Origin of the sequence: Roseateles sp. (assembly GCF_044373315.1) — a bacterium.
Classification (GTDB): Bacteria; Pseudomonadota; Gammaproteobacteria; order Burkholderiales; family Burkholderiaceae_C; genus JACDQM01.
In genome coordinates this window covers 26,718-46,802 of the sequence record NZ_JBILQK010000011.1, presented here as the reverse complement: position 1 = coordinate 46,802, position 20,085 = coordinate 26,718, and the positions used below count along the sequence as shown (strand labels likewise).

23 protein-coding genes are annotated in these 20,085 nt (G+C 67.7%); 11 read left to right on the top strand and 12 right to left on the bottom strand.

Annotation, left to right across the window (positions count from 1 at the left end):
• Positions 1–4: 4 nt before the first annotated feature.
• Genes ltaE through trpE form a run of 3 tightly spaced genes read right to left on the bottom strand, consistent with a single transcriptional unit; the run spans position 5 to position 3,125 of the window.
• The gene (gene ltaE / locus ACIQ67_RS04780) at positions 5–1,045 is read right to left on the bottom strand and encodes a low-specificity L-threonine aldolase (protein WP_397533215.1); all 1,041 of its coding nucleotides are present in this window, start codon (positions 1,043–1,045) and stop codon (positions 5–7) included.
• The gene (locus tag ACIQ67_RS04775) at positions 1,042–1,626 is read right to left on the bottom strand and encodes an anthranilate synthase component II (RefSeq protein WP_397533214.1); all 585 of its coding nucleotides are present in this window, start codon (positions 1,624–1,626) and stop codon (positions 1,042–1,044) included. The genes ltaE and ACIQ67_RS04775 overlap by 4 nt, the downstream gene beginning before the upstream one ends.
• 2 nt (positions 1,627–1,628) lie before the next feature.
• Complete coding sequence (gene trpE, locus ACIQ67_RS04770) at positions 1,629–3,125, bottom strand: anthranilate synthase component I (protein WP_397533213.1); 1,497 nt, start codon at positions 3,123–3,125, stop codon at positions 1,629–1,631.
• A 433-nt stretch (positions 3,126–3,558) separates the two neighbouring features.
• On the opposite strand from trpE, the gene ACIQ67_RS04765 reads away from it, so the two are divergent.
• Positions 3,559–4,161 (top strand): chalcone isomerase family protein, encoded by a 603-nt coding sequence (locus ACIQ67_RS04765; RefSeq protein ID WP_397533212.1) that lies wholly within the window; start codon positions 3,559–3,561, stop codon positions 4,159–4,161.
• On the opposite strand, the gene gph is transcribed toward ACIQ67_RS04765, so the two are convergent.
• Together gph and ACIQ67_RS04755 are read right to left on the bottom strand one after the other, a co-directional pair.
• On the bottom strand, positions 4,158–4,847 hold the full coding sequence (gene gph, locus ACIQ67_RS04760; protein WP_397533211.1) for a phosphoglycolate phosphatase: 690 nt from the start codon (positions 4,845–4,847) through the stop codon (positions 4,158–4,160). The two genes, ACIQ67_RS04765 and gph, sit on opposite strands and share 4 nt — an antisense overlap.
• A 65-nt stretch (positions 4,848–4,912) precedes the next feature.
• Entirely contained in the window at positions 4,913–5,056 is a 144-nt protein-coding gene (locus tag ACIQ67_RS04755; protein ID WP_397533210.1) for a hypothetical protein, read from the bottom strand.
• A gap of 62 nt (positions 5,057–5,118) precedes the next feature.
• Here ACIQ67_RS04755 and ACIQ67_RS04750 point away from each other — a divergent pair, with 62 nt between their 5' ends.
• Genes ACIQ67_RS04750 through ACIQ67_RS04735 form a run of 4 tightly spaced genes read left to right on the top strand, consistent with a single transcriptional unit; the run spans position 5,119 to position 9,073 of the window.
• On the top strand, positions 5,119–6,183 hold the full coding sequence (locus ACIQ67_RS04750) for a M14 family zinc carboxypeptidase (RefSeq protein WP_397533209.1): 1,065 nt from the start codon (positions 5,119–5,121) through the stop codon (positions 6,181–6,183).
• A complete protein-coding gene (locus ACIQ67_RS04745) occupies positions 6,180–6,965 on the top strand; it encodes an alpha/beta fold hydrolase (protein ID WP_397533208.1) in 786 nt (261 codons plus the stop codon). Before ACIQ67_RS04750 ends, ACIQ67_RS04745 begins: the two co-directional genes overlap by 4 nt.
• Before the next feature lie 52 nt (positions 6,966–7,017).
• Positions 7,018–8,139, top strand: a complete 1,122-nt coding sequence (locus ACIQ67_RS04740) for a carbohydrate kinase (RefSeq protein ID WP_397533207.1) — start codon at positions 7,018–7,020, stop codon at positions 8,137–8,139.
• A 10-nt stretch (positions 8,140–8,149) separates the two neighbouring features.
• Entirely contained in the window at positions 8,150–9,073 is a 924-nt protein-coding gene (locus tag ACIQ67_RS04735; protein ID WP_397533206.1) for a pseudouridine-5'-phosphate glycosidase, read from the top strand.
• Here ACIQ67_RS04735 and ACIQ67_RS04730 read toward each other — a convergent pair.
• From ACIQ67_RS04730 to ACIQ67_RS04710, 5 genes are all read right to left on the bottom strand, one after another.
• Positions 9,056–10,483 (bottom strand): diguanylate cyclase, encoded by a 1,428-nt coding sequence (locus tag ACIQ67_RS04730; protein WP_397533205.1) that lies wholly within the window; start codon positions 10,481–10,483, stop codon positions 9,056–9,058. The two genes, ACIQ67_RS04735 and ACIQ67_RS04730, sit on opposite strands and share 18 nt — an antisense overlap.
• A 53-nt stretch (positions 10,484–10,536) precedes the next feature.
• A complete protein-coding gene (locus tag ACIQ67_RS04725) occupies positions 10,537–11,130 on the bottom strand; it encodes a LysE family translocator (RefSeq protein ID WP_397533204.1) in 594 nt (197 codons plus the stop codon).
• A 14-nt stretch (positions 11,131–11,144) separates the two neighbouring features.
• Entirely contained in the window at positions 11,145–11,597 is a 453-nt protein-coding gene (locus ACIQ67_RS04720) for a low molecular weight protein-tyrosine-phosphatase (protein ID WP_397533203.1), read from the bottom strand.
• A gap of 14 nt (positions 11,598–11,611) precedes the next feature.
• On the bottom strand, positions 11,612–12,295 hold the full coding sequence (gene rpe, locus ACIQ67_RS04715) for a ribulose-phosphate 3-epimerase (RefSeq protein ID WP_397533202.1): 684 nt from the start codon (positions 12,293–12,295) through the stop codon (positions 11,612–11,614).
• A gap of 70 nt (positions 12,296–12,365) precedes the next feature.
• Positions 12,366–12,992: a TetR/AcrR family transcriptional regulator gene (locus ACIQ67_RS04710; RefSeq protein WP_397533201.1), complete on the bottom strand. Its 627-nt coding sequence runs from the start codon at positions 12,990–12,992 to the stop codon at positions 12,366–12,368.
• Positions 12,993–13,139: 147 nt separating this feature from the next.
• On the opposite strand from ACIQ67_RS04710, the gene ACIQ67_RS04705 reads away from it, so the two are divergent.
• Both ACIQ67_RS04705 and ACIQ67_RS04700 read left to right on the top strand, forming a co-directional pair.
• Positions 13,140–14,057: a fasciclin domain-containing protein gene (locus ACIQ67_RS04705; protein ID WP_397533200.1), complete on the top strand. Its 918-nt coding sequence runs from the start codon at positions 13,140–13,142 to the stop codon at positions 14,055–14,057.
• A gap of 25 nt (positions 14,058–14,082) precedes the next feature.
• On the top strand, positions 14,083–15,006 hold the full coding sequence (locus ACIQ67_RS04700; RefSeq protein WP_397533199.1) for a fasciclin domain-containing protein: 924 nt from the start codon (positions 14,083–14,085) through the stop codon (positions 15,004–15,006).
• Positions 15,007–15,041: 35 nt separating this feature from the next.
• Here the strand turns inward: ACIQ67_RS04700 and ACIQ67_RS04695 are convergent, their stop codons facing one another.
• Positions 15,042–15,719, bottom strand: a complete 678-nt coding sequence (locus ACIQ67_RS04695) for a substrate-binding periplasmic protein (protein ID WP_397533198.1) — start codon at positions 15,717–15,719, stop codon at positions 15,042–15,044.
• Positions 15,720–15,942: 223 nt separating this feature from the next.
• Between ACIQ67_RS04695 and apaG the strand changes: the two genes are divergently transcribed.
• Both apaG and ACIQ67_RS04685 read left to right on the top strand, forming a co-directional pair.
• Positions 15,943–16,317 (top strand): Co2+/Mg2+ efflux protein ApaG, encoded by a 375-nt coding sequence (apaG, locus tag ACIQ67_RS04690; protein ID WP_397533197.1) that lies wholly within the window; start codon positions 15,943–15,945, stop codon positions 16,315–16,317.
• Positions 16,317–18,317 carry a site-specific recombinase gene (locus ACIQ67_RS04685; RefSeq protein WP_397533196.1) on the top strand — a complete coding sequence of 667 codons (2,001 nt, stop codon included), beginning with the start codon at positions 16,317–16,319 and terminating at the stop codon, positions 18,315–18,317. The genes apaG and ACIQ67_RS04685 overlap by 1 nt, the downstream gene beginning before the upstream one ends.
• A 6-nt stretch (positions 18,318–18,323) precedes the next feature.
• Here the strand turns inward: ACIQ67_RS04685 and ACIQ67_RS04680 are convergent, their stop codons facing one another.
• Complete coding sequence (locus ACIQ67_RS04680; protein ID WP_397533195.1) at positions 18,324–18,482, bottom strand: hypothetical protein; 159 nt, start codon at positions 18,480–18,482, stop codon at positions 18,324–18,326.
• Here ACIQ67_RS04680 and ACIQ67_RS04675 point away from each other — a divergent pair.
• Positions 18,481–19,692 carry a murein transglycosylase A gene (locus tag ACIQ67_RS04675; RefSeq protein ID WP_397533194.1) on the top strand — a complete coding sequence of 404 codons (1,212 nt, stop codon included), beginning with the start codon at positions 18,481–18,483 and terminating at the stop codon, positions 19,690–19,692. The genes ACIQ67_RS04680 and ACIQ67_RS04675 overlap by 2 nt on opposite strands.
• 36 nt (positions 19,693–19,728) lie before the next feature.
• Complete coding sequence (locus ACIQ67_RS04670; protein ID WP_397533193.1) at positions 19,729–19,977, top strand: hypothetical protein; 249 nt, start codon at positions 19,729–19,731, stop codon at positions 19,975–19,977.
• Positions 19,978–20,085 lie beyond the last annotated feature (108 nt).

Below are 20,085 nucleotides of genomic sequence, written 5' to 3'. Positions count from 1 at the left end.
GGCTTCAGGCTCCAGCGAAAAACTCACGCATCGCGGCGATCGCTCGATCCACGCCCTGCGCATCAACATCCAGGTGGGTCACAAAGCGCAAACGGTACAGGCCAGTGGCCAGCACGCCGCGCGCTTTCAGGTGATCGAGCAGACCGGCCGCACGCTCCGGCGCCACATCGACAAAGACGATATTGGTCTGCGGCGACTCAACCGTGACGCCTTCGAGGCCTTGCAGGCCCTGGGCCAGGTGGCGCGCCAGCGCGTGATCCTGGGCCAGGCGCCGCACTTGATGCTCCAGAGCGTGATGGGCGGCGGCGGCCAGCAGACCGGCCTGGCGCAGGCCGCCACCGGTCATCTTGCGCCAGCGATGGGCGCGCTTGGTAATGAACTCGCGCGAGCCGCACAGCACCGAGCCCACCGGCGCGCCCAGGCCCTTGGAGAAGCAGACCGAAACGCTGTCAAAGTGGCTGCAGATGCCCTTGGCCGCCGCATAGGGGTCATGGCCGAACTCGTGGGCGCAAGCCACCGCAGCATTGAACAGGCGCGCGCCGTCCAGGTGCCGCGACAGGCTATGCGTCAGCGCCAAGTGCGAAGCCTCGGACAGATAGGCCAGCGGCAGCACCTTGCCGCCTATGGTGTTCTCCAGCGCCAGCAGGCGTGTACGCGCGAAGTGCGCGTCGTCCGGCTTGATGTTGGCGATGATCTCGGCCAGCGGCAGCGAGCCATCCGGCGCATGCGCGATCGGCTGCGGCTGGATGGAGCCCAGCACCGCGGCACCGCCGCCCTCCCAGCGGTAGGTGTGGGCAAACTGGCCGACGATGTATTCGTCACCGCGCTGGCAGTGGCTCATCAGCGCGCACAGATTGCTCTGCGTGCCACTGGGCATGAAGAGCGCCGCCTCAAAGCCCAGCGCCGCTGCCAGTGCGTCCTGCAGCAGATTCACGCTGGGGTCATCGCCAAACACATCGTCGCCCAGCGGCGCGGCCATCATGGCTTCGCGCATCGCCGGGGTTGGTTGCGTGACGGTGTCGCTACGCAGATCCACCACTTTCATAGGGCCAGCTCCAGGAAGTTCTTCAACATCGCATGGCCATGCTCGCTGAGGATGGACTCGGGGTGGAACTGCACGCCTTCCAGCGGCGTGCGCGTGCCGGCCAATTCGCGGTGGCGAACGCCCATGATCTCGCCGTCCTCGCTGCGTGCGCTGATCTCCAGCACCTGCGGCATGGTCGCTTCCTCGATCACCAGCGAGTGGTAGCGGATCACGCTGAATTCCTTGGGCAGGCCCTTGAACACGCCCTTCTGGTCGGTCGTGATCGCGCTGGCCTTGCCGTGCATCTGCGTTTGGGCACGCACGATGCGACCGCCCAGCGCGGCACCGATGCTCTGGTGGCCCAGGCAGACGCCCAGAATAGGGAACTTGCCGGTGAAGGCCTGGATCGCGGCCACACACACGCCGGCCTCGGCCGGTGAGCAAGGGCCTGGCGAGAACACCAAGTGGTCGGGCTTGAGCGCGCCGATCTCCTCCACCGTGATCTGGTCGTTGCGCACCACACGCACGTCGGCACCGAGCTCGCCGAAGTACTGCACCAGGTTGAAAGTGAAGCTGTCGTAGTTGTCGATCATCAGCAGCATGATCAGAACCCTTCCTCAACCAGTTCGGCCGCGCGGATCAGCGCCCGCGCCTTGGCTTCCGTTTCCTTCCATTCCAGCTCGGGCACCGAATCAGCCACGATGCCCGCCGCAGCCTGCACATACAGGGTCTGGTTCTGGATGACGCCGGTGCGGATCGCGATTGCCAGGTCCATGTCGCCGGCAAAGCTGAGATAGCCGCAGGCGCCGCCGTAGATGCCGCGCTTGACCGGTTCCAGCTGGTCGATGATCTCCATCGCGCGGATCTTGGGAGCGCCGCTGAGCGTGCCCGCCGGGAAGGTGGCGCGCAGCACATCCATATTGCTTTGGCCCTTCTTGAGCGCGCCCTCGACGTTGGAGACGATGTGCATCACATGCGAGTAGCGCTCCACCGCGAACGCGTCGGTGACGCGCACCGAGCCGGTCTCGGCGATGCGGCCGATGTCGTTGCGCGCCAGGTCGATCAGCATCAGGTGCTCGGCGCGCTCCTTGGGGTCGGCCTTGAGCTCCACTTCCAGCGCCTGGTCCAGCTCGGGCGTGGCGCCGCGCGGCCGCGTGCCGGCCAGCGGGCGGATGGTGATGCGCTCCTCATTGGCAATGCGCTCGTGGCGCACCAGGATCTCGGGCGAGGCGCCGACGATCTGGAAGTCCCCCATGTCGTAGAAGTACATATACGGGCTGGGATTCAGCGAACGCAGCGCGCGATAGAGCGACAGCGGCGACTCGGTGTAGCGCTTGGCCAGGCGCTGGCCGAAGACGATTTGCATGCAGTCGCCGGCGGCGATGTACTCCTTGGCCTTCAGCACGGCTGCCTCGAAATCATCCTTGGCGAAATCGCGCTGCACCGGGTGCGCCTGGCCACGCTTGACCTGCGGCGCGCTGACGGAATACGCCAGCTTGTCGCGCAGCTCAGTCAGGCGCTTCTTGCCGCGGAAGTAGGCCTCGGGCTGCGAGGGGTCGGCATAGACGATCAGATACAGGCGCCCGGAGAGGTTGTCGATGACCGCCAGCTCCTCGCACTGCAGCAGCATCACATCGGGCGTGTCCAACCCTCCCGGACGGTCGAAACCCTTTCCGGAACGGGCCAGCTTGGGCTCGACATAGCGCACCGCGTCGTAGCCGAAGTAGCCCGCCAAGCCGCCGCAGAAGCGCGGCATGCCGGGGCGCAAGGCCACCTTGAAGCGCGCTTGATAGGCTTCGATGAAGTCGAGCGGATTGCCTTCATGCATCTCCACCACGACACCGTCGCGCAGCACCTCTGTCTTGAAACCCTGACTCTTTATGACGGTACGCGCCGGCAGGCCGATGAAGGAGTAGCGGCCGAAGCGCTCGCCCCCGACCACCGATTCCAGCAGGAAGCTGTGGCGCCCCTGGCCAGCGCCGGCGCAGAGCTTCAAGTAGAGCGAGAGCGGAGTCTCAAGATCCGCGAAGGCCTCGCTGATCAGCGGGATGCGGTTGTAGCCCAGCGCAGCGAGGCTCTGGAATTCGAGTTCTGTGATCACGTCGTCAAACCTTTGATGCAAAGACGGCGCTGCCAAGATTTTCAGGCGCGCGCACGCCGGTCTTCAGGTCGCCGACTGCGGCCATCCCACCAGGGTCAAGAGCGTAGGTCTGGGGTTTGAAGGCCCGGTGACAGATCCGGGCCGGCAAGCAGTCAAGCGGCTTCAGGCGAAGTCGTGCGGGCGACGCCAGGGCCAGGCTCCCCGGTCGTTCGACCCCTTGATGTGCTTGCGCGTGATGAACATGATGCGGCCGAGTTTAGCAGTGCCGTGGCTTCATCAGAATGGCACCAAGGCAAGCCCGCCACTCAGGGTTTTCGCCGGGACCCTGCGTCAGCGAAATCTGCGGGCTCACGCCATACTGCGCGCCTGTGCAAAAGACGCCCCCTGCCGCACAACCGGCATTCGGCGCAACAAGAGCCTTCGGAGCGAGACAATGAAGAAACATGGCGTGGCTGCCCTGCTGGCCGCAACCCTGCTGAGCCTGCCCGTGATGGCGCAGAGCGTCGACGTCGCTGGCGTGAAGTACGAATCCAGCGTGGACCTGGGCGGTCAGAAGCTGCAGCTCAATGGCGCCGGCATCCGCTACAAGGCGGTGTTCAAGGTCTACACCGCCGGCCTGTACACCAACGGCGCGACAAACAGCCCCGAGGCCGTGATGGCCAACACCGGCCCCAAGCGTCTGCACATCCAGATGCTGCGCGAGATCGATGGCAACGAACTCGGCAAGCTCTTCACCAAGGGCATCGAGCAGAACGCCACACGCGAGGAGTTTGCCAAGTCCATCAATGGCATCATGCGCATCGCCGATGTGTTTTCGACGCGCCAGAAGCTGGCCACCGGCGACCACTTCAGCGTCGACTTCATCCCTGGCACAGGCACGCGCGTGCTGGTCAATGGCAAGCCCACCGGTGATGTGATCAAGGAACCCGAGTTCTACAACGTGTTCCTGAAGATCTGGCTGGGCAAGTCGCCCGCCGACGACCAACTCAAGGAAGCGCTGCTGGGCGTCAAGCGCGAGCGCGCCGGACGGAGCTAAGCCCGAATCAGGGCCGGCAGCTGATCCAGGCGGTCCAGCAGCAAGTCGGCGCCGACCTCGCTGGCCGGTTGGCCGTGGTTGTAGCCATAGCTGACCAGCACCACCGGGCAGCCGGCCGCACGGGCCGCAGCGGCATCGTTGCTGGAGTCACCGATCATCCAAGCGCCGGCCGGCGCCACGCCCAGCGCCTCGCAGGTCTTGAGCAGGGGCAGCGGATCGGGCTTCTTGCGCTCGAAATCGTCGCCACCGAAGACCTTGTCGAAGAAACCGTCCAGGCCCTTGGCCGCCAGCAGCGCTCGCGCCGGCGCGGCAGGCTTGTTGGTCAGGCAGGCCATCGGCAGACCGAGCGCGCGCAGCGCCTGCAGCCCTTCCATTACGCCGGGATAAGTGGCCGAGTGCCGGCCATTCTCGGCCGCGTAATGGAATTGATAGCGCTGCCAGGCCTGCTCGTACAAGGTCGCATCGCCACCCACTTCGGCCAAGGTGCAGCGGATCAGATGCTCGCTGCCGCGGCCGACCGTGCGCTCGACAAATGCACGGTCCACCACAGGCAGCTTCAACTCGGTCAGCACCAGCGCCAGCACGGCGACGAAATCGCCCAGCGTGTCCACCATCGTGCCGTCGAGGTCGACGATGAAAGCCTGGAGGCGGCCAGACAAGTGGCTTGTGTCGGGAGTGGCGAGCATGCGGCGGCGGGGCAGAAGTGAAAACCTCGCGATTCTCGCCGCGACCCGCTCTACGACTGGTGCGCTCAGCCCGGACGCCGCTGCCTCAGCCTGGCGCGGGCCAGCGCCAGGCACTCATGCAGCCCCGCCAGCATGGCCAAGCCCAGCCACAGGGGTTGGGCCAAGCGGACGCTGCGCTCGGCGCGGCGCGGGATGGAGTTCGGTGCCATCTCCACAGCGTAGAGCGTACAGATGACATCTTTGTGGCACACAAGGCCGCTATCGTCGTCCCATGCCCACCGAACCTGCACGACACCCCGACGCAGCTGCCGAACCTTGGTGGCCCGAGGAGTTGCGGCTGCTGCAGCAGCTTTCATCGCTGGCCAGCCCCTGGCTTGAGGTTCACCCGCTCGGCAGCATCGAGGCCGCCGGGCAAACCTTGCCGCTGACCGCCTTCAGCCTTGGCAATGCCGACCCGTCCCTGCCTGCTGTCGGCTACTTCGGCGGCGTGCATGGGCTGGAACGCATCGGCAGCCACGTGGTGCTGGCCTTTCTGCACAGCCTGGTGACGCGCTTGCAGTGGGATGAAAGCCTGCATCAGTTGCTGGCGTCGATGCGGCTGGTGTTCCTGCCCCTGGTCAACCCGGGCGGCCTGCTACTGGGCACGCGCGCCAATCCGCAGGGCGTGGACCTGATGCGCAATGCACCGGTGGATGCCGACGAGCGCGCGCCGGCCATGATCAGCGGCCAGCGGCTCAGCCCGCACCTGCCTTGGTACCGCGGCGCGCCGGACGCAGCGATGGAGGTGGAAAGCGAGACGCTATGCCGTTTCGTGCAGGAGCAGCTGCTGCTGCGCCGCTTCGCCATCTCGGTGGACTGCCATTCGGGCTTCGGCTTCGTCGACCGCATCTGGTTTCCCTTCGCGCACACCGCCCGGCCGATCGAACACCTGGCCGAGCTCTACGCACTGGCCCAGATCCAGGACGCCAGCCTGCCGCACCACCCCTATGTGATGGAGCCGCAAAGCCGCCACTACCTGACCCATGGCGACCTCTGGGACCATCTCTACCTGCAGGCGCGAGCGCGGCACGCCGAGCACACCTTTCTGCCGCTGACACTGGAGATGGGCTCCTGGCTGTGGATCAAGAAGAACCCGCGCCAGCTGTTCTCGCGCGCGGGCATCTTCAACCCGCTGATCGAGCACCGCCAGCAGCGCGTGCTGCGGCGCCACCTGGGCTGGCTGGACTTCATCGCCCGCGCCGCCCATAGCCACGCGCGCTGGCTGCCGCAGGGCGAAACCCGCGCCCAGGCGCATGAAGCGGCGCTGGACCGCTGGTACCGAGGGAGACAGCATTGATCAGCAACAACAGCACGCCGCCGCAACGCAGCTGGCTGCTGCTGCGCGGCCTGGGCCGCGAGAGCGGCCATTGGGGCGACTTCCCCGCCCGGCTGCAGGCCGCGCGGCCGCAGGACCGGGTGCTGCTGCTGGACCTGCCCGGCAACGGCGTCTTGCACCGGCAGTCCAGCCCCGCGCAGATCGACGCCATGACCGAACACTGCCGCACCGCGCTGCGGGCGCAAGGCCATGCCGGGCCAGTCCATCTGCTGTGCCTGTCGATGGGCGGCATGGTGGCCGTGGACTGGGCCTGCCGCTACCCCGACGAGATCGCAGCATTGGTCTTGATCAGCTCCAGTCTGCGCGGCCTGAGCCGCTGGCATCAGCGCATGCGCCCGGTGGCGCTGCTGCGCCTGCTGAGCGCCCTGATCAGCCCCAGCCTGCAGTGGCGCGAAAGCCAGGCGCTGGCACTGAGCAGCGCACAGCGTCCGCTCGACGCCACCCTGCTGCAGCACTGGTGTGCCATGCAGCAGGCCAGGCCGGTGCAGCGGCTCAACCTCTTGCGCCAGCTGCTGGCTGCCGCGCGTTTCAGGGCGCCGCAAACGGGACCCAGCCAGCCCTTGCTGGTGCTGGCAGGCGCGGGAGATCGCCTGGTCGATCCAGTCTGCTCGCAGCGCATCGCCGCCGCCTGGCTGGGCCGTCACGCCTGGCACCCCAGTGCCGGCCACGACCTGACGCTGGACGATGGCGCATGGGTGATCGAGCAGATCGGGCGCTGGCTCGATAGTCTGGAAGGCCGCTAACGCCGGTGCGACGACCAGTCGCATCCAGACATTTGTTCTAAACTACGGACAAATGTCTGACTTTTCCGCGCCCAGCTCCAAGAAGGAGCAGTTGCTCGCGCTGATCCGCGCCAACCCATTCATCAGCCAGCAGGAGCTGGGCGAGCGCCTGGGCCTGTCGCGCTCGGCGGTGGCCGGCCATATCGCCAGCCTGACGCGCGAACGCCGGCTGCTGGGCCGCGCCTACGTGCTGCCGCAGCAGGCGCCGCTTGTCTGCATCGGCGGCGCGAATCTGGACCGCAAGCTACAAAGCCTGGGGCCGCTGCACCTGCACAGCTCGAACCCGGCGCGCCAGAGCGAAACCCCGGGCGGCGTGGCCCGCAACATCGCTGAGAACCTGGCGCGCTTGGGGCTGCCCACGCGGCTGCTGAGCGCCTTTGGCGACGACGCGGCCGGCCACGCGCTGCTGGAGCAGGCGGCGCAGCTGCGCATCGACACGCGCGGCAGCCTGCGTGCCAGCGGTGCCGCAACCGGCAGCTACACCGCCGTGCTGGACGCCGATGGCGAGCTGATGCTGGCGCTGGCGCAAATGGCCTTGATCGAGCAGCTGACGCCAGAGTTCCTGCGCATCGCCGCGCCGCAGCGCGCCGATGCCGCCTTGCTGGTGGCCGATCTGAATCTGGGCGCTGACAGCATCGCCTTCCTGATCGACGAAGCGTGCCAGCACGGCACGCCGCTGGTGCTGGTGGCTGTGTCGGTGCCCAAGATGGAACGCCTGCCGCAGGACCTGAGCGGCGCACAGTGCCTGATCCTGAATGAGGCCGAGCTGCAGGCGCTGGTTGGCGGCCAGCCGCTGAAGAGTGCGGCCACAAGGCGCCGCGCGCTCGGCGCGCTGCGCGCGCGCGGCCTGCGCCAGCTGGTGGTCACCGCCGGCGCTGCGGGCGTCTACTGCAGCAGCGCTAACGAAGAAGAACTGGTGCATCTGCCGGCCGAGGCCGTGCAGGTGCGCGACGTCAGCGGCGCGGGCGATGCCTTCTCGGCCGGCGTGTGCGCCTCGCTGCACCGCGATCCGCAAGACCTGACCCTGGCCTGCCGCCTGGGCCTGCGCCTGGCGGCACTGACCTTGCAGACCGAGGCCAGCGTCAGCGCCGAACTCAGCCCTGCCCTGCTGCAGGACCCACAAGACTCCCGATGAAAGCCGCGACATGAACGCTCACGCCCTCTCCGATTTCCTTGAGTTCTCCGCCGAAGTGGCAGCGGCACGCGCCGCCGGCCAGCCCATCGTCGCGCTGGAGTCCACCATCATTTCGCACGGCATGCCCTACCCGCAGAACGTGCAGACCGCGCGCGAGGTGGAGCAAATCATCCGTGCCGGCGGCGCCGTGCCAGCCACCATCGCGGTGCTGGGTGGCAAGATCCGGATCGGTCTGTCCGAGGCGGATCTTGAACTGCTGGGGCAGTCGCCCGAGGCGATGAAGGTGAGCCGGCGCGATCTGCCCTACGTGATAGCCACCGGCCGGATCGGCGCCACCACGGTGGCCGCGACGATGATCTGTGCCGCGCTGGCAGGCATCCGCGTCTTCGTCACCGGCGGCATCGGCGGTGTGCACCGCGGCGCCGAGACCTCGTTCGACATCTCGGCCGATCTGCAGGAACTGGCGCGCACCTCGGTCGCGGTGGTCTGCGCTGGTGCCAAGTCCATCCTCGATATCGGGCTGACGTTGGAGTACCTGGAGACCCAGGGCGTGCCGGTGCTGGCCATCGGGCAGGACAACTTCGCCGCCTTCTACACGCCGGATTCGGGCTTCAAGGCCGACTTCCGTATCGATGCCGCGGACCAGCAGGCGCGCTTCCTGCAAACCAAGTGGGCGCTCGGCCTGGCCGGCGGCGTGGTGATTTCCAACCCGGTGCCGGAAACCGACGCGATGCCGCGTGCCGAGATCGACGCGATCACCGAGCAGGCGCTGCGCGAGGCTGCCGCGCAAGGCATCAGCGGCAAAGCCGTGACGCCCTACCTGCTGGCCCGTATCAAGGCCTTGACCGCGGGCCGCAGCCTGGCCACCAATATCGCCCTCGTCAAGAACAATGCGCACGCCGGCGCACGCCTGGCGCTAGCGCTGGGGCGCTGAGCCCGACGCCTTCTGCATCGCCTTGACGCGGTACATGTCCTCGTCAGCCAGGCGCAGCAGCGTCGTCATGTCGCCGGCCATGCTGGGGAACAAGGCAATGCCGATGGCGGCCGACAAATTGACCAGAATCTGCGGACCGGGCAGATAGACCGGCTCGCGCAGCGCGGCATCGAGCTTGTCACGCACCTGGGTCGCGATCTCCAGCGTCGCCACATCGGGCAGGATGACGAGAAACTCGTCGCCGCCGATGCGGCCGACCGTATCGGCGTCGCGAACCCCGCCCTGCAGCCGCTGCGCCACCGCCTTCAGCACCGCGTCGCCTGACTCATGCCCCCAGCGATCATTGATGGGCTTGAAGCCGTTCAGATCGACGAACAGCACGGCAACGCCCTGGCCTTCGCGCTGGGCACGCGCCATCGCGCGCTCCAGCCGGTCGTGCAACAGGCGCAGCGCCGGGAGGCCCGTCAGCGCGTCGTGGTTCGCCAGATGCCGAACCACTTCCTCGGCACGTGTGCGGCGTAGCACTTCCTCGCGCAACTCGCCGAGGTTGCGCTCCACCGAATCGGCCATCTGGTCAATCACGGACGAGAGCTCGCCAAACTCGCTACGGCCTGCGAGCCGGGTGCGCCGGTCCATGCGGCCGGCGCGCACCGTCTGCGCCCAATCGCGCAGCACGGCCATGGGCACGCGCACCGAACGGTCCAGGTTGAAGGTCGAAATCAAGGCATGCAGCGCCAGCAGCAACAGGGCAGCCGCGGCGAGCCAGCCAGCATCGTGGGCGGCATCGGCGGCCCGCTCGCGCTCGAATGCCAGACGCTGCCCGGCCTCCCTCATGAACTGTCGCACCGGCTCCAGCGCCGCCGCGCGCATCTGCAGATAGGCCGGGTTGTGCAGCATGTCCAGCGCAGGCGCGCGTTGCGAATCGAGGCCGGACGACACCAGTTCAACCGCATGAGCCTCGACGCGCAGCAGCTCTGCCGCCCGGCGCCGCGCCTCGTCCAGCAAGGCCAGCTCGGCCTCGGAGAAGCCAGCGGCGCGGATGCGATCCACCAAGGCCTGGGCCGGCGCTGGCAGGGCTTCTGCCGGCGCATGGCCGCCCAGCACCAGGTCCCAGTGCACCGCGTCATAGCCGGCAGGGCGTGGCTGCTCGCCATCGCGCATGCGTTCGATCTCGTGGAAACAGCGCGCGTGCTCCGGCTGACGCCCGACCACATAGAGCCGCGCCATCTGCGTGGCCTCATTGACGCTCTGGTGCAGCTCGGAGGCCAGCTTGTGCCCCTCGAAGTGCCGCCATTGGGCTTCTTCCAGCGTCTTGTAGGTCTGGGCCAGATGCAGCAAGGCCGCCACGACCAAGGCCACCAGCAGCACCTGAACCAACAGGTTGAGGGTGAGCTTGGTGCGTATCTGCATGTAACAAGCTTAACCTTGTCCTCTGTGGATGGGACAGGGGGAAATGCCGGGCTTCACGCTCCGGACAACAGCATCTGGACGACCGTCAGCAGCAGCAGCGAAGCCATCACCGCATTGAACACGCGACGCCGGCTTGCGGCCTTCAACCAAGCCCGCAGCGCGCTGCCGAACAGGGCCCACAGGCTCAGGCTGGGGAAGTTGACCGCCGCCATCACGGCGCCCAGCAGGAGCGCCGGCCCCGGGCCCCGCGGCTCGGCGGGGAGGAACAGGCTGGCCGTTGTCAGGGCCATCATCCAGGCCTTTGGATTGAGGGCTTGCAAGGCCAGTGCCTGGCCGAAGCCCAGCGGCGGCCCGGCAGGCCGATCCTGCAGGGCCGCGGCCCCCACCAGGCGCCAGCCCAGCCACAGCAGGTAGGCGCAGCCGACCCAGAGCAGCAGCTGATGCAGCTGCGGATGGCGCGCGAACAGGCTTGCGAGCCCCAGGCTGACCAGCACCGTCTGCACGCCAGTGCCCAGGCTGGCACCCAGCAGATGCGGCAGGCTGGCGCGGTAGCCATGGGCAGCGCCCGAGGCGGTCACCATCAGCACATTGGGGCCGGGCGTGATGCACATCGCGAAGGCGTAGGTGGCCAGCGCCAACACGTCCATCGCGGCCGCTCCGTTCAGCGCCGCAAGGCCTGGGCAATCGCGCGCGCGCCGAGCTCCAGCAGGTCCAGCACGTTGTCGAACCCCTGCGGCGCGCCGAAGTAGGGATCGGGCACCTCGTCGCCGGCGCGGCCAGGCACCTGGTCCATGAACAGCTGCACCCGGTCTTGCAGGCCCGGCGGGCAGATCTGGCGCAGCGCGCGCAGATTGTCGTGGTCCATGGCCAGGATCATGTCGAAGCCACCCAGACTCCCGGCCTGCACGCGACGCGAGCGCCAGCGCTTGGGCAGGCTCAGGTCCCGCCGCGCCAGCGCGGCCGCCGCACGCGAATCGATGGGCTCGCCACGCGAGGCCGCATGGGTGCCGCAGGACTGCAGCTCAGCCAACCCGGCCAAGCGCGCCCGCAGCAACGCCTCGCCCATCGGCGAGCGGCAGATATTGGCCGTGCAGACCAGCAGGATCGAAGGCATTGCCGCGGCGCGACTCAGCGCGCCAGCTCCGCCCGCATCGCGTCGATCACGGCCTTGTAGTCGGACTTGCCGAAGATGGCCGAACCGGCCACAAAGGTGTCGGCACCGGCATCGGCGATCTGGCGGATGTTGTCGACCTTGACGCCGCCGTCGATCTCCAGCCTGATGTCACGGCCGCTCTTGTCGATGATCTTGCGGGCCGCCTCCAGCTTCCTCAGCGCGCTGGGAATGAAGCTCTGGCCGCCGAAGCCCGGGTTGACGCTCATGATCAGCACCAGATCGACCTTGTCGATCACCCACTCCAGCACGTCCAGGGGCGTGCCCGGGTTGAACACCAGGCCGGCCTGGCAGCCTTCGGCCTTGATCAGCTGCAGCGTCCGGTCCACATGCGCGCTGGCCTCGGGATGGAAGCTCACCAGATCAGCACCGGCCTTGCAGAAGGCCTGCGCCAGGCTGTCCACCGGCTGCACCATCAGGTGCACGTCGATCGGCGCGGGCGTGCCGTCGGGCTTCACCGCATGTTTCTTCAGCGCCTCACAGACCATCGGGCCGAAGGTCAGGTTGGGCACGTAATGGTTGTCCATCACGTCGAAGTGGATCCAGTCGGCACCGGCAGCCAGCACGTTGCGCACTTCCTCGCCCAGACGGGCGAAATCGGCCGAGAGGATGCTGGGGGCGATGCGGTGCGTGGTGCTCATGGGGCGGTCGGCTGAGGGGGAGAGAAGCGCGATTCTAATGAGCGCATCCGACGCTCACGGACGGCGCCGGCTAATGCCGCGCTGCAAGCGCCGCCGCCGCCAGGCCATCGAAGCAAGTGCCCAGCAGCATCTCGATGATCTGCTCATCGCTGTACTGCCCACCGGCCTTCAGCAGACCCAGCACCGGGTCGCAGGCACGCGCAAACAGCGTGTAGAGCACCACTTCCGGCGGCAAGCGCGGGCTCAGTTGCGCCTTCTCCTGGGCCTCGCTGATCCACTCACCCAGTTCGTCGCTGAGCGTCAGCAGCCGGTCCATATAGACCTTATGCCCCACCAGCGCGGCTCTCAAGCTGGAGTTCTGTGCGGGCAGGGACGGCATTTCACCGGCCAACTGCACTTGCATGGTCCAGCGCGCCACCGCCTTCAAGCGATCCAGGGCGCTGAGCTCCGGCAGGCTGCGCAAACGCGCCAGCTCAGCAAGCGCACGCTCCAGCACCCGCACCATCGCAGCGGCGGCCAGTTCCTCCTTGGACGTGAAATGCTTGTAGAGGCTGGCCTTGGCGATACCGACATCGGCAACCACCTCGTCGACCGTCATCAGATCGAAGCCCTTCTCGGCCAGCAAGCGATTGACCGACGCAACGATCGCGTCCTCGCGGGCCTGCAGCACCTGTTCGCGGAAAGAAACTTTTGCCATGCAGCGATTGTAGACGGTCGCCGAATAACCTGAACCAAGCAGTCATTCGAATACCGTTAAGTACTTATCGATACCGACCAGTTGACTTCGTGAACCATTCAGTTCACAGTTCACTCATTCGCCCCGACTTGCGCCTGTGAGGACACGATGTTCGACCTGCTCCAGACCTCTGCGTCGCCCCGCCCGATCTTGCGGGCGGCGCCCCCTGCGCCAGCGCCTGCTCCAGGCAGCGCCGACCGCGAGCTGTCGATCCACTGGCTGGTGCAAGGCCTGCGCAGCGCCGGCATGAGCGGCCTGATTGAACAGGGTCACGGCCTGACCCTGCTGGCACCCTCGGATGCCGCCTTGCAGCGCCATCTGGCAGCGACGGGCGTGAGCTTCGAAGCCTTGCTGGCTGACCGCAGCGGCTTATGCCACCTGCTGCTGGAGCACCTGCTCAGCAGTGCGCTGCACGAACCGGAGACTGCGGCACCGCAAGCCCTTTCGACGCTGGGTCGAGGCTTGCTGCGACTGACGCCGCAGGGCCGGCAGCTGGATCTGCTGGACGGTCACGGCGCCACGGCCAGGCTGCGCGCCCGGGGCCTCCGCTGGGGCAGCCTGCACGTGCACATCATCGACCGCGTGCTGAGCGCCCCTCGACATTCCTTGCTGGACTTGATCGGGCAGTCGTCCGAGCACAGTTTGTTCGCAGAGGCCCTGCAACGCAGCGGCTTGGAGCCGGTGCTGCGCGCTCAAGGCCCTTTCACCTTACTGGCGCCCGAGAACCAGGGCATGACCCGCCTGGCTGCCCGCATGGGCCTGCGCCAGCGCCATCTGATGTCCAGCCCCGCGCTGCTGGCAGACGTGCTGCGCCACCACCTGCTGGCAGGCAGCTGGCCCAGCCACAGCCTGCCTTGGGGCTCGCTGGCACACAGCCTGCAGGGCCTGCCCCTGGAGTTCAGCGCCCTGGGATTGATCAGCAGCCAAGGTAGCAGCCAAGCGCTGCTGCCGGGCAGCGACTTGAGCGCCAGCAATGGCGTGATGCACCGGCTGGCAGATGCGCTGCTGCCAGTCCAACCCTCTTGAAACCCACCCCAACGGAGAGTTCCCGATGATTACCTGGATCAAACGCCTGTTCGCTGTCTCCATGGTCAGTCTTGTCGCCGCCTGCGGCGGCGGCAGCGACCCCGAACCCAATATCGTCGAGGTCGCGCAGGCCGACCCGCGCTTCAGCATCCTGGTCGAAGCCGTTGTGGCGGCCGACCTGCAGGGCACGCTGTCCGGCGCCGGCCCCTTTACCGTCTTCGCGCCCACCAACGACGCCTTTGCGGCCCTGCTGGGCGAACTGGGTGTCAGCAAGGCACAGCTGCTGGCCAACAAGCCGCTGCTGACCGCGGTGCTGACCTATCACGTGCTGCCGGCCAAGGTGGAGCAGGCTTCTGTGCCGGTGGGCAAGCCCATCACCACGGTGCAGGGCGGCATCTTCAAGGTCGAGTCGGTCAACGGCGCCTTGACTATCACCGACGGCCGCAACCGCGCCACCCGCATCAGCGCCACCAACGTCAAGGCCACCAACGGTGTGATCCATGTGGTCGACCGCGTGCTGCTGCCGGCCAACAAGGACATCGTGCAAACCGCCATGGCCACGGCTGACTTCAGCATCCTGGTCGAGGCCGTGACGGCCGCCGGCCTGGGCAACACGCTCAGCGGCACCGGCCCCTTCACCGTGTTCGCGCCGACCAATGCCGCCTTCGCTGCGCTGCTGACTGAACTCGGCGTGAGCAAGGCCCAATTGCTGGCCGACAGGGCCCTGCTGACCAAGGTGCTGACCTACCACGTCCTGCCGGCCCGCGTGCTGAAGGCCGATGTACCGGTCGGCGCCGCCATCACCACCGTGCAAGGCCAGACCTTCAGCGTCGACAGCAGCCTCAGCATCACCGACGCCAACGGCCGCCGCGCAAAGATCGGCGCCACCGATGTGCTGGCCACCAATGGCGTGATCCATGTCATCGATCGGGTGATCCTGCCGAAGTGAGCACAGCCTGAGCCCTGCCCAGCGGCCCTGCGCGTTCAGGGCTGCTGGTACTTGGCTTGCAACTCGCGCAGCCAAGCACTGCGCTCGATCTGGGCCAGGGCGGCCGCGATGCGTTCGACGGCCGCCCTGGGCACATGCCGACCGACGACAACATAGTGCTGTTCGTCGACGAACCGGGTCTCCAGCAATCTGATCTTGCCCGCGAACTCGGGCATCTTCAGCAGCACCTGCAGGTTGAGATCCTGGCCGTAGACCGCATCAGCCCGTCCGGCCGCGAGCATACGCAGCGCAGCCTGGTCGGTTGGCGCCGCCTCCAGATGGATTACACCGGCCTTTGCCAAGGTGCGGGCCAGCACCGAGCCTTGTGTCACCAACACCGGCGCGCTCCGTGACAGGTCGGCCAACTCACGAAGGCTGAGCGGATTGCGCGTCTCATCGACGCGCACTGCCAACACATGCTGGACCCGGTAGATCGGCACCGGCAGATAGTCGAATCGCTGCCGACGTTCAGGCGTGTCCAGCAGACAGAAGAACACATCGATCTCGCCGCGCTCGAGCGAGAGCTCGATACGCCGCAGCGGCGCCTCAGTCGCCAGGCCAGTGAATTTCAGCCCCGGGTCTATCAGCTCCATCCGAAGTGCCACCTCCCGGCACATGCCGGGCCGCGCCGAAGCCGGTGCCGCGAACTTGATCGGCGCGCCGCTCTGCGCCACGGTTCGAAAAGCCTTGGGCGGCTGAGCCGCCTGAGCCGCAGGCGGAAGGCTGTTCGCAACAAGACAAGCCAGGGCGACGCCCAAACGCCAGCCTTTCGGCGCGGACCGCGGCGGAGTCAGGTCAGGCAGGCGCAGCAACAGTCGAGGCATCAGGTAACGCACCAAGCTTGGGCGCCGACAAGCATACGCGCTTCCAATCGTGTCCAAGTCCATAGAATGCCGCATGGCACAACCGCAATTCAGCTGCAGCGCACACGTCGAGCCGCTGCCCGAACAGACCGACGCTGCACAAGGCAGCTTCGCCTTTTCCTACACCATCACCATCGTCAACAGCGGTGACATTGCGGCGCAGCTGGTGGCGCGCCATTGGCAGATCACCGACACCCAGGGCACGGTGCAGGAAGTGCATGGGCTGGCCGTAGTTGGTCACCAGCCTCTGCTGCAACCTGGCGAAAGCTTCCGCTACAGCTCCTGGGCGCAAATCGGCACGCCCCAGGGCAGCATGCAGGGACGATTCCTCTGCGTGACCGAGGCGGCCGAGGTGTTCTACGCCGAAGTGCCGGAGTTCCTGCTGGCCGAGGCCGGCACTCTGCACTGATGGCGAGCAGCAGTCCAAGCAGCTGGGATCTGACGGCACTGCTGAATGCGGCGGACGCCGGCGCGCCGCTGCCGGCGCGCAACCTCTGGCTGGTGCGTCTGCTCGAATGGCTGCGGCACCCCGTTGCGCGCACTGATGAGGGTGGCGCCGAACCCTCCGGGCGGCCCCTGCCGCTGCTGCGCCTTACCCATCTGCTGAATGTGCTGGAGCGCCATCCCGAGCATGCCCGCCCGGTGGCGCAGCTGCTGCTGGCGATATGGCGCGAGATGCACGCCGTCGGCCTGTTTGCGGATGTCGGTTTCGCGCCCCGCATGGCCTTGTGGAGCGAGCTGCTGAACCGGCTGCGGCTGCGCGTGCTGCCGGGCACGGTCGACACCCAGGAGCTGGCCGAGCTGTTCGTTCTGCTGTTCCCCGAACCTGAGGACGCGCAATGGCTGAGCCAGCTGGATGCAGCGCTGCTGCAACGCCTGGCGGCGCTGCTGGCCCAGGCCGAGGGCAGCGGCCACAGCTGGCGCGAGCCGATGCAGGCCGGGCTGACGGCACTGATCAGCGCGGTGCGCTCAGCCGGCCTGTCCGGCGCGCTGCGCCAGCGCATGGATGCAGCTCTGCTGCAGAACCAGCCCTTCACACAGCTCGCCAGCACAGCTGAGCAGCTGCTGGCTGCCCAGGCCGCGGGCGACAGTGCGCTGCTGCATCAGCGCCTGCAGCTGCTGCGCGCGCTGCTCGACGATTGCCGCAGTGCGGCCGCCAGCGTGCCCCGCCACCTGGAGCAGCATGGGGTTTCGGTGGACATCGTGTTCGAAGTCGAACAGATGCAGGCGCGCATCCGTCGCATCGAGGCGCTGCTGGATTGCCTGGTGGCGCCTGAGCCGCAGCGCGAGCTGGCGCGGCTGCTGGCCGAGCTCGCCCGCGTCACCCAGGAGCGGCGCAGCCTGCGCACCCTGTTCGCCCGACACTACTCGCTGCTGGCCCGCAAGGTGACCGAGCGCAGCGCCGAGACCGGCGAGCACTACATCACCCGCACTCGCAGCGAATACCGCGCCATGCTGCTAAGCGCCGCCGGCGGTGGCGCGTTGATGGCGATCACCACCTTCGTCAAGTTCGGGATCGCGGCGCTGGCCTTCCCCGCCTTCTGGGCTGGCTTCTGGGCCGGCGCCAATTACGCGGCCAGCTTTGTCGCGGTGCAGCTGATGCACTGGACCGTCGCCACCAAGCAGCCGGCGATGACGGCGCCCGCGCTGGCACAGAAGCTCGGCAGCCTGAGCGGCGAGAAGGGACTGGAAGAATTCGTTGACGAGGTGGCCCATCTGCTGCGCTCGCAGATGGCCGGCATCGTCGGCAACCTCTGCGCGGTGATCCCGCTGGTGCTGGCCGTCCAGCTGCTGAGCGCCTGGCTGCTGGGCACGCCGCTGGTCGGTGCACCCCAGGCCGACTACGTGCTGCACTCGCTGACCCTGCTCGGCCCGACGCTGGCTTTTGCCGCCTTCACCGGCGTGCTGCTATTCAGCAGCAGCCTGATCGCCGGCTGGGCCGAGAACTGGTTTGTGCTCTATCGGCTGGATGCCGCCATCGCCTGGAACCCGCGCCTGGTGGCCCGCCTAGGGCAGCCGCGCGCACAGCGCTGGGCCGACTGGTGGCGCCACAACATCTCGGGCCTGGCGGCCAATGTCTCGCTGGGCATGATGCTGGGCCTGCTGCCAGCACTGGCCGCCTTTTTCGGCCTGCCGATCGAGGTGCGCCACGTGACGCTGTCCACCGGCCAGATCGCAGCGGCAGCCGGGGCGCTGGGGCTGGAGGTGTTGCACCAGCCTGGTTTCTGGTGGTGTGTGGCGGCAATTCCGCTGACAGGCCTGCTGAATGTCGGCGTGAGTTTCTACCTGGCCTTCAAGCTGGCGCTGCGCTCCAAGGGCCTGCAGGTGGCTGATCGTGCCCGCTTGCGCAGGGCCATCTGGCAGCGCCTGCGCGAGCAGCCGCGCAGCTTCCTGCTGCCGCCTCGGTGAGCTCGGTCAGTCCTTCTTGGGGTCCTTCGGATCGGGATCCTGCTCCTGCGTCCCCGCGTCATGGCCGCGACGCTCGCCGTTCTTGCGGCCCGAGAACATGGTCCACCAGATGATGAAGACAAAGATCAGCAGCGCGCCGAAAGCCTCAAGCAAGAGCAATCCCATGTTCGTTTCCCGTCTTCATTCCCGCCGCACCGCCCTCGGCCTGGCGGGCGCCATTCTAGGAGTGCTGCTGACCGCCTGCTCCACCACGCCGGCACCACCCCTGGAACGGGCCGCTGAATTGCCAGCCATGCCCGCGGCGCCGGCCCTCGCCACGCCGCCGCCCCCGGCCGTCGAGCGCCCGCGCGCCACGCTGCAACGTGAACGCTCGCGCTGGATCGCCAGCGACTGGGCCGAGCTGCCCGGCTGGGGCCAGGACCGCGCCGCCGAAATCTGGCCCGCGCTGACCCTGGGCTGCGCCCGGCCCGCGCCCGGCTGGGCCGAGCTCTGCGCACGCGCAGCGCTGCAGGCGCCCGGCAACGATATGGACGCCCATCTGTGGCTGATGAAGCACCTGCAGCCCTGGCGCATCGAGAGCCACGAAGGCAGCAGCGAGGGCCTGATGACCGGCTACTTCGAACCTCTGCTGCAGGCCAGCCGCCAGCCGCAAGCCGCCTTCCGCGTGCCGCTGCATGCGCCGCCGCCGGAACTGGCCCAGCGCAAGCCCCTGCCCAGCCGCGCGCAGATCGAGGGCGACCCTGCCGTGCGCACCCGCCTCAAGCCATATGAGCTGGCCTATTTGCAAGACCCGATGGACCTGCTGCTGCTGCAGATCCAGGGCTCGGGCAGGCTGCAGATCAGCGAGCCAGACGGCCGCCAGCGCCTGGTGCGCATGGCCTTTGCCGGCCACAACGACCAGCCCTTCCAGTCGCTGGCACGCGCGCTGATCGAGCGCGGCGAGATCCAGCCGGCCGAAGCCTCCTGGGCCGGTCTGCGCGACTGGTCCCGGCGCAATCCGCAGCGTGCGGCCGAGCTCTCGGGGCTGAACCCGCGCTATGTCTTCTTCCGCGAAGAGCCGCTGGCCGACCCCTCGGTGGGGCCGCGCGGCGCCCAGGGTGTGCCGCTGACGCCGGGCCGCTCGATCGCGGTGGACCGCAGCAGCATCCCCTATGGCACTCCCGTGTGGCTGGATGCCACCGAGCCGCTGTCCACCACGCCGCTGCGCCGCCTGGTGATGGCCCAGGACACCGGCAGTGCCATCACAGGCGCGGTGCGCGCCGACTTTTTCTGGGGCTGGGGCAGCGAGGCTGAATTCCAGGCCGGCCGCACCAAGCAGGCGCTGCGCATGTGGGCGCTGTGGCCGCGCGAGCCAGGGCGCAGCAGCGGGCGCTGAGACAATGCACGCCCACCCCTTGCGATCGACTGCCCCTTGAAGCGATACCACGCCCACCTCGGCCGCGACATCTTTGTCACCTCGGGCTCGGCCCAGGGCCTGGCCCCCGGCAGCTTCGGCCTCTGCGCCATAGGCGGCGGCGCCGAAGGCTGGGCCGTGGTGCACATCGGCCCCGATGGCGACTCGGTTGACCTGGGCGGCGAGTACTACTTCGCCACGCCGGAAGAAGCGCTGGACTTCGTCAAGGAACTGATCAGCCTGCTGCCGCCGCTGGCCACCGACTGAGCCGGCGATCAGCGCCGGTGAATGCTGGATGTGTTCACAGGTTCTTAGAGCGGCCAACAAAAGCCAGCGGAGCGGTTCTGGCTAGGCGCCCTGGCGCAGACAGTACGT

What these genes read in the sequence shown, in the direction of transcription:
- ltaE (WP_397533215.1), bottom strand. Translation starts at nt 1,045, where the DNA reads ATGAAAGTGGTGGATCTGCGTAGCGACACCGTCACGCAACCAACCCCG.
- ACIQ67_RS04775 (WP_397533214.1), bottom strand. Translation starts at nt 1,626, where the DNA reads ATGCTGCTGATGATCGACAACTACGACAGCTTCACTTTCAACCTGGTG.
- ACIQ67_RS04765 (WP_397533212.1), top strand. Translation starts at nt 3,559, where the DNA reads ATGAAGAAACATGGCGTGGCTGCCCTGCTGGCCGCAACCCTGCTGAGC.
- gph (WP_397533211.1), bottom strand. Translation starts at nt 4,847, where the DNA reads ATGCTCGCCACTCCCGACACAAGCCACTTGTCTGGCCGCCTCCAGGCT.
- ACIQ67_RS04755 (WP_397533210.1), bottom strand. Translation starts at nt 5,056, where the DNA reads ATGGCACCGAACTCCATCCCGCGCCGCGCCGAGCGCAGCGTCCGCTTG.
- ACIQ67_RS04750 (WP_397533209.1), top strand. Translation starts at nt 5,119, where the DNA reads ATGCCCACCGAACCTGCACGACACCCCGACGCAGCTGCCGAACCTTGG.
- ACIQ67_RS04740 (WP_397533207.1), top strand. Translation starts at nt 7,018, where the DNA reads ATGTCTGACTTTTCCGCGCCCAGCTCCAAGAAGGAGCAGTTGCTCGCG.
- ACIQ67_RS04735 (WP_397533206.1), top strand. Translation starts at nt 8,150, where the DNA reads ATGAACGCTCACGCCCTCTCCGATTTCCTTGAGTTCTCCGCCGAAGTG.
- ACIQ67_RS04730 (WP_397533205.1), bottom strand. Translation starts at nt 10,483, where the DNA reads ATGCAGATACGCACCAAGCTCACCCTCAACCTGTTGGTTCAGGTGCTG.
- ACIQ67_RS04725 (WP_397533204.1), bottom strand. Translation starts at nt 11,130, where the DNA reads ATGGACGTGTTGGCGCTGGCCACCTACGCCTTCGCGATGTGCATCACG.
- ACIQ67_RS04720 (WP_397533203.1), bottom strand. Translation starts at nt 11,597, where the DNA reads ATGCCTTCGATCCTGCTGGTCTGCACGGCCAATATCTGCCGCTCGCCG.
- rpe (WP_397533202.1), bottom strand. Translation starts at nt 12,295, where the DNA reads ATGAGCACCACGCACCGCATCGCCCCCAGCATCCTCTCGGCCGATTTC.
- ACIQ67_RS04710 (WP_397533201.1), bottom strand. Translation starts at nt 12,992, where the DNA reads ATGGCAAAAGTTTCTTTCCGCGAACAGGTGCTGCAGGCCCGCGAGGAC.
- ACIQ67_RS04705 (WP_397533200.1), top strand. Translation starts at nt 13,140, where the DNA reads ATGTTCGACCTGCTCCAGACCTCTGCGTCGCCCCGCCCGATCTTGCGG.
- ACIQ67_RS04700 (WP_397533199.1), top strand. Translation starts at nt 14,083, where the DNA reads ATGATTACCTGGATCAAACGCCTGTTCGCTGTCTCCATGGTCAGTCTT.
- apaG (WP_397533197.1), top strand. Translation starts at nt 15,943, where the DNA reads ATGGCACAACCGCAATTCAGCTGCAGCGCACACGTCGAGCCGCTGCCC.
- ACIQ67_RS04685 (WP_397533196.1), top strand. Translation starts at nt 16,317, where the DNA reads ATGGCGAGCAGCAGTCCAAGCAGCTGGGATCTGACGGCACTGCTGAAT.
- ACIQ67_RS04675 (WP_397533194.1), top strand. Translation starts at nt 18,481, where the DNA reads ATGTTCGTTTCCCGTCTTCATTCCCGCCGCACCGCCCTCGGCCTGGCG.
- ACIQ67_RS04680 (WP_397533195.1), bottom strand. Translation starts at nt 18,482, where the DNA reads ATGGGATTGCTCTTGCTTGAGGCTTTCGGCGCGCTGCTGATCTTTGTC.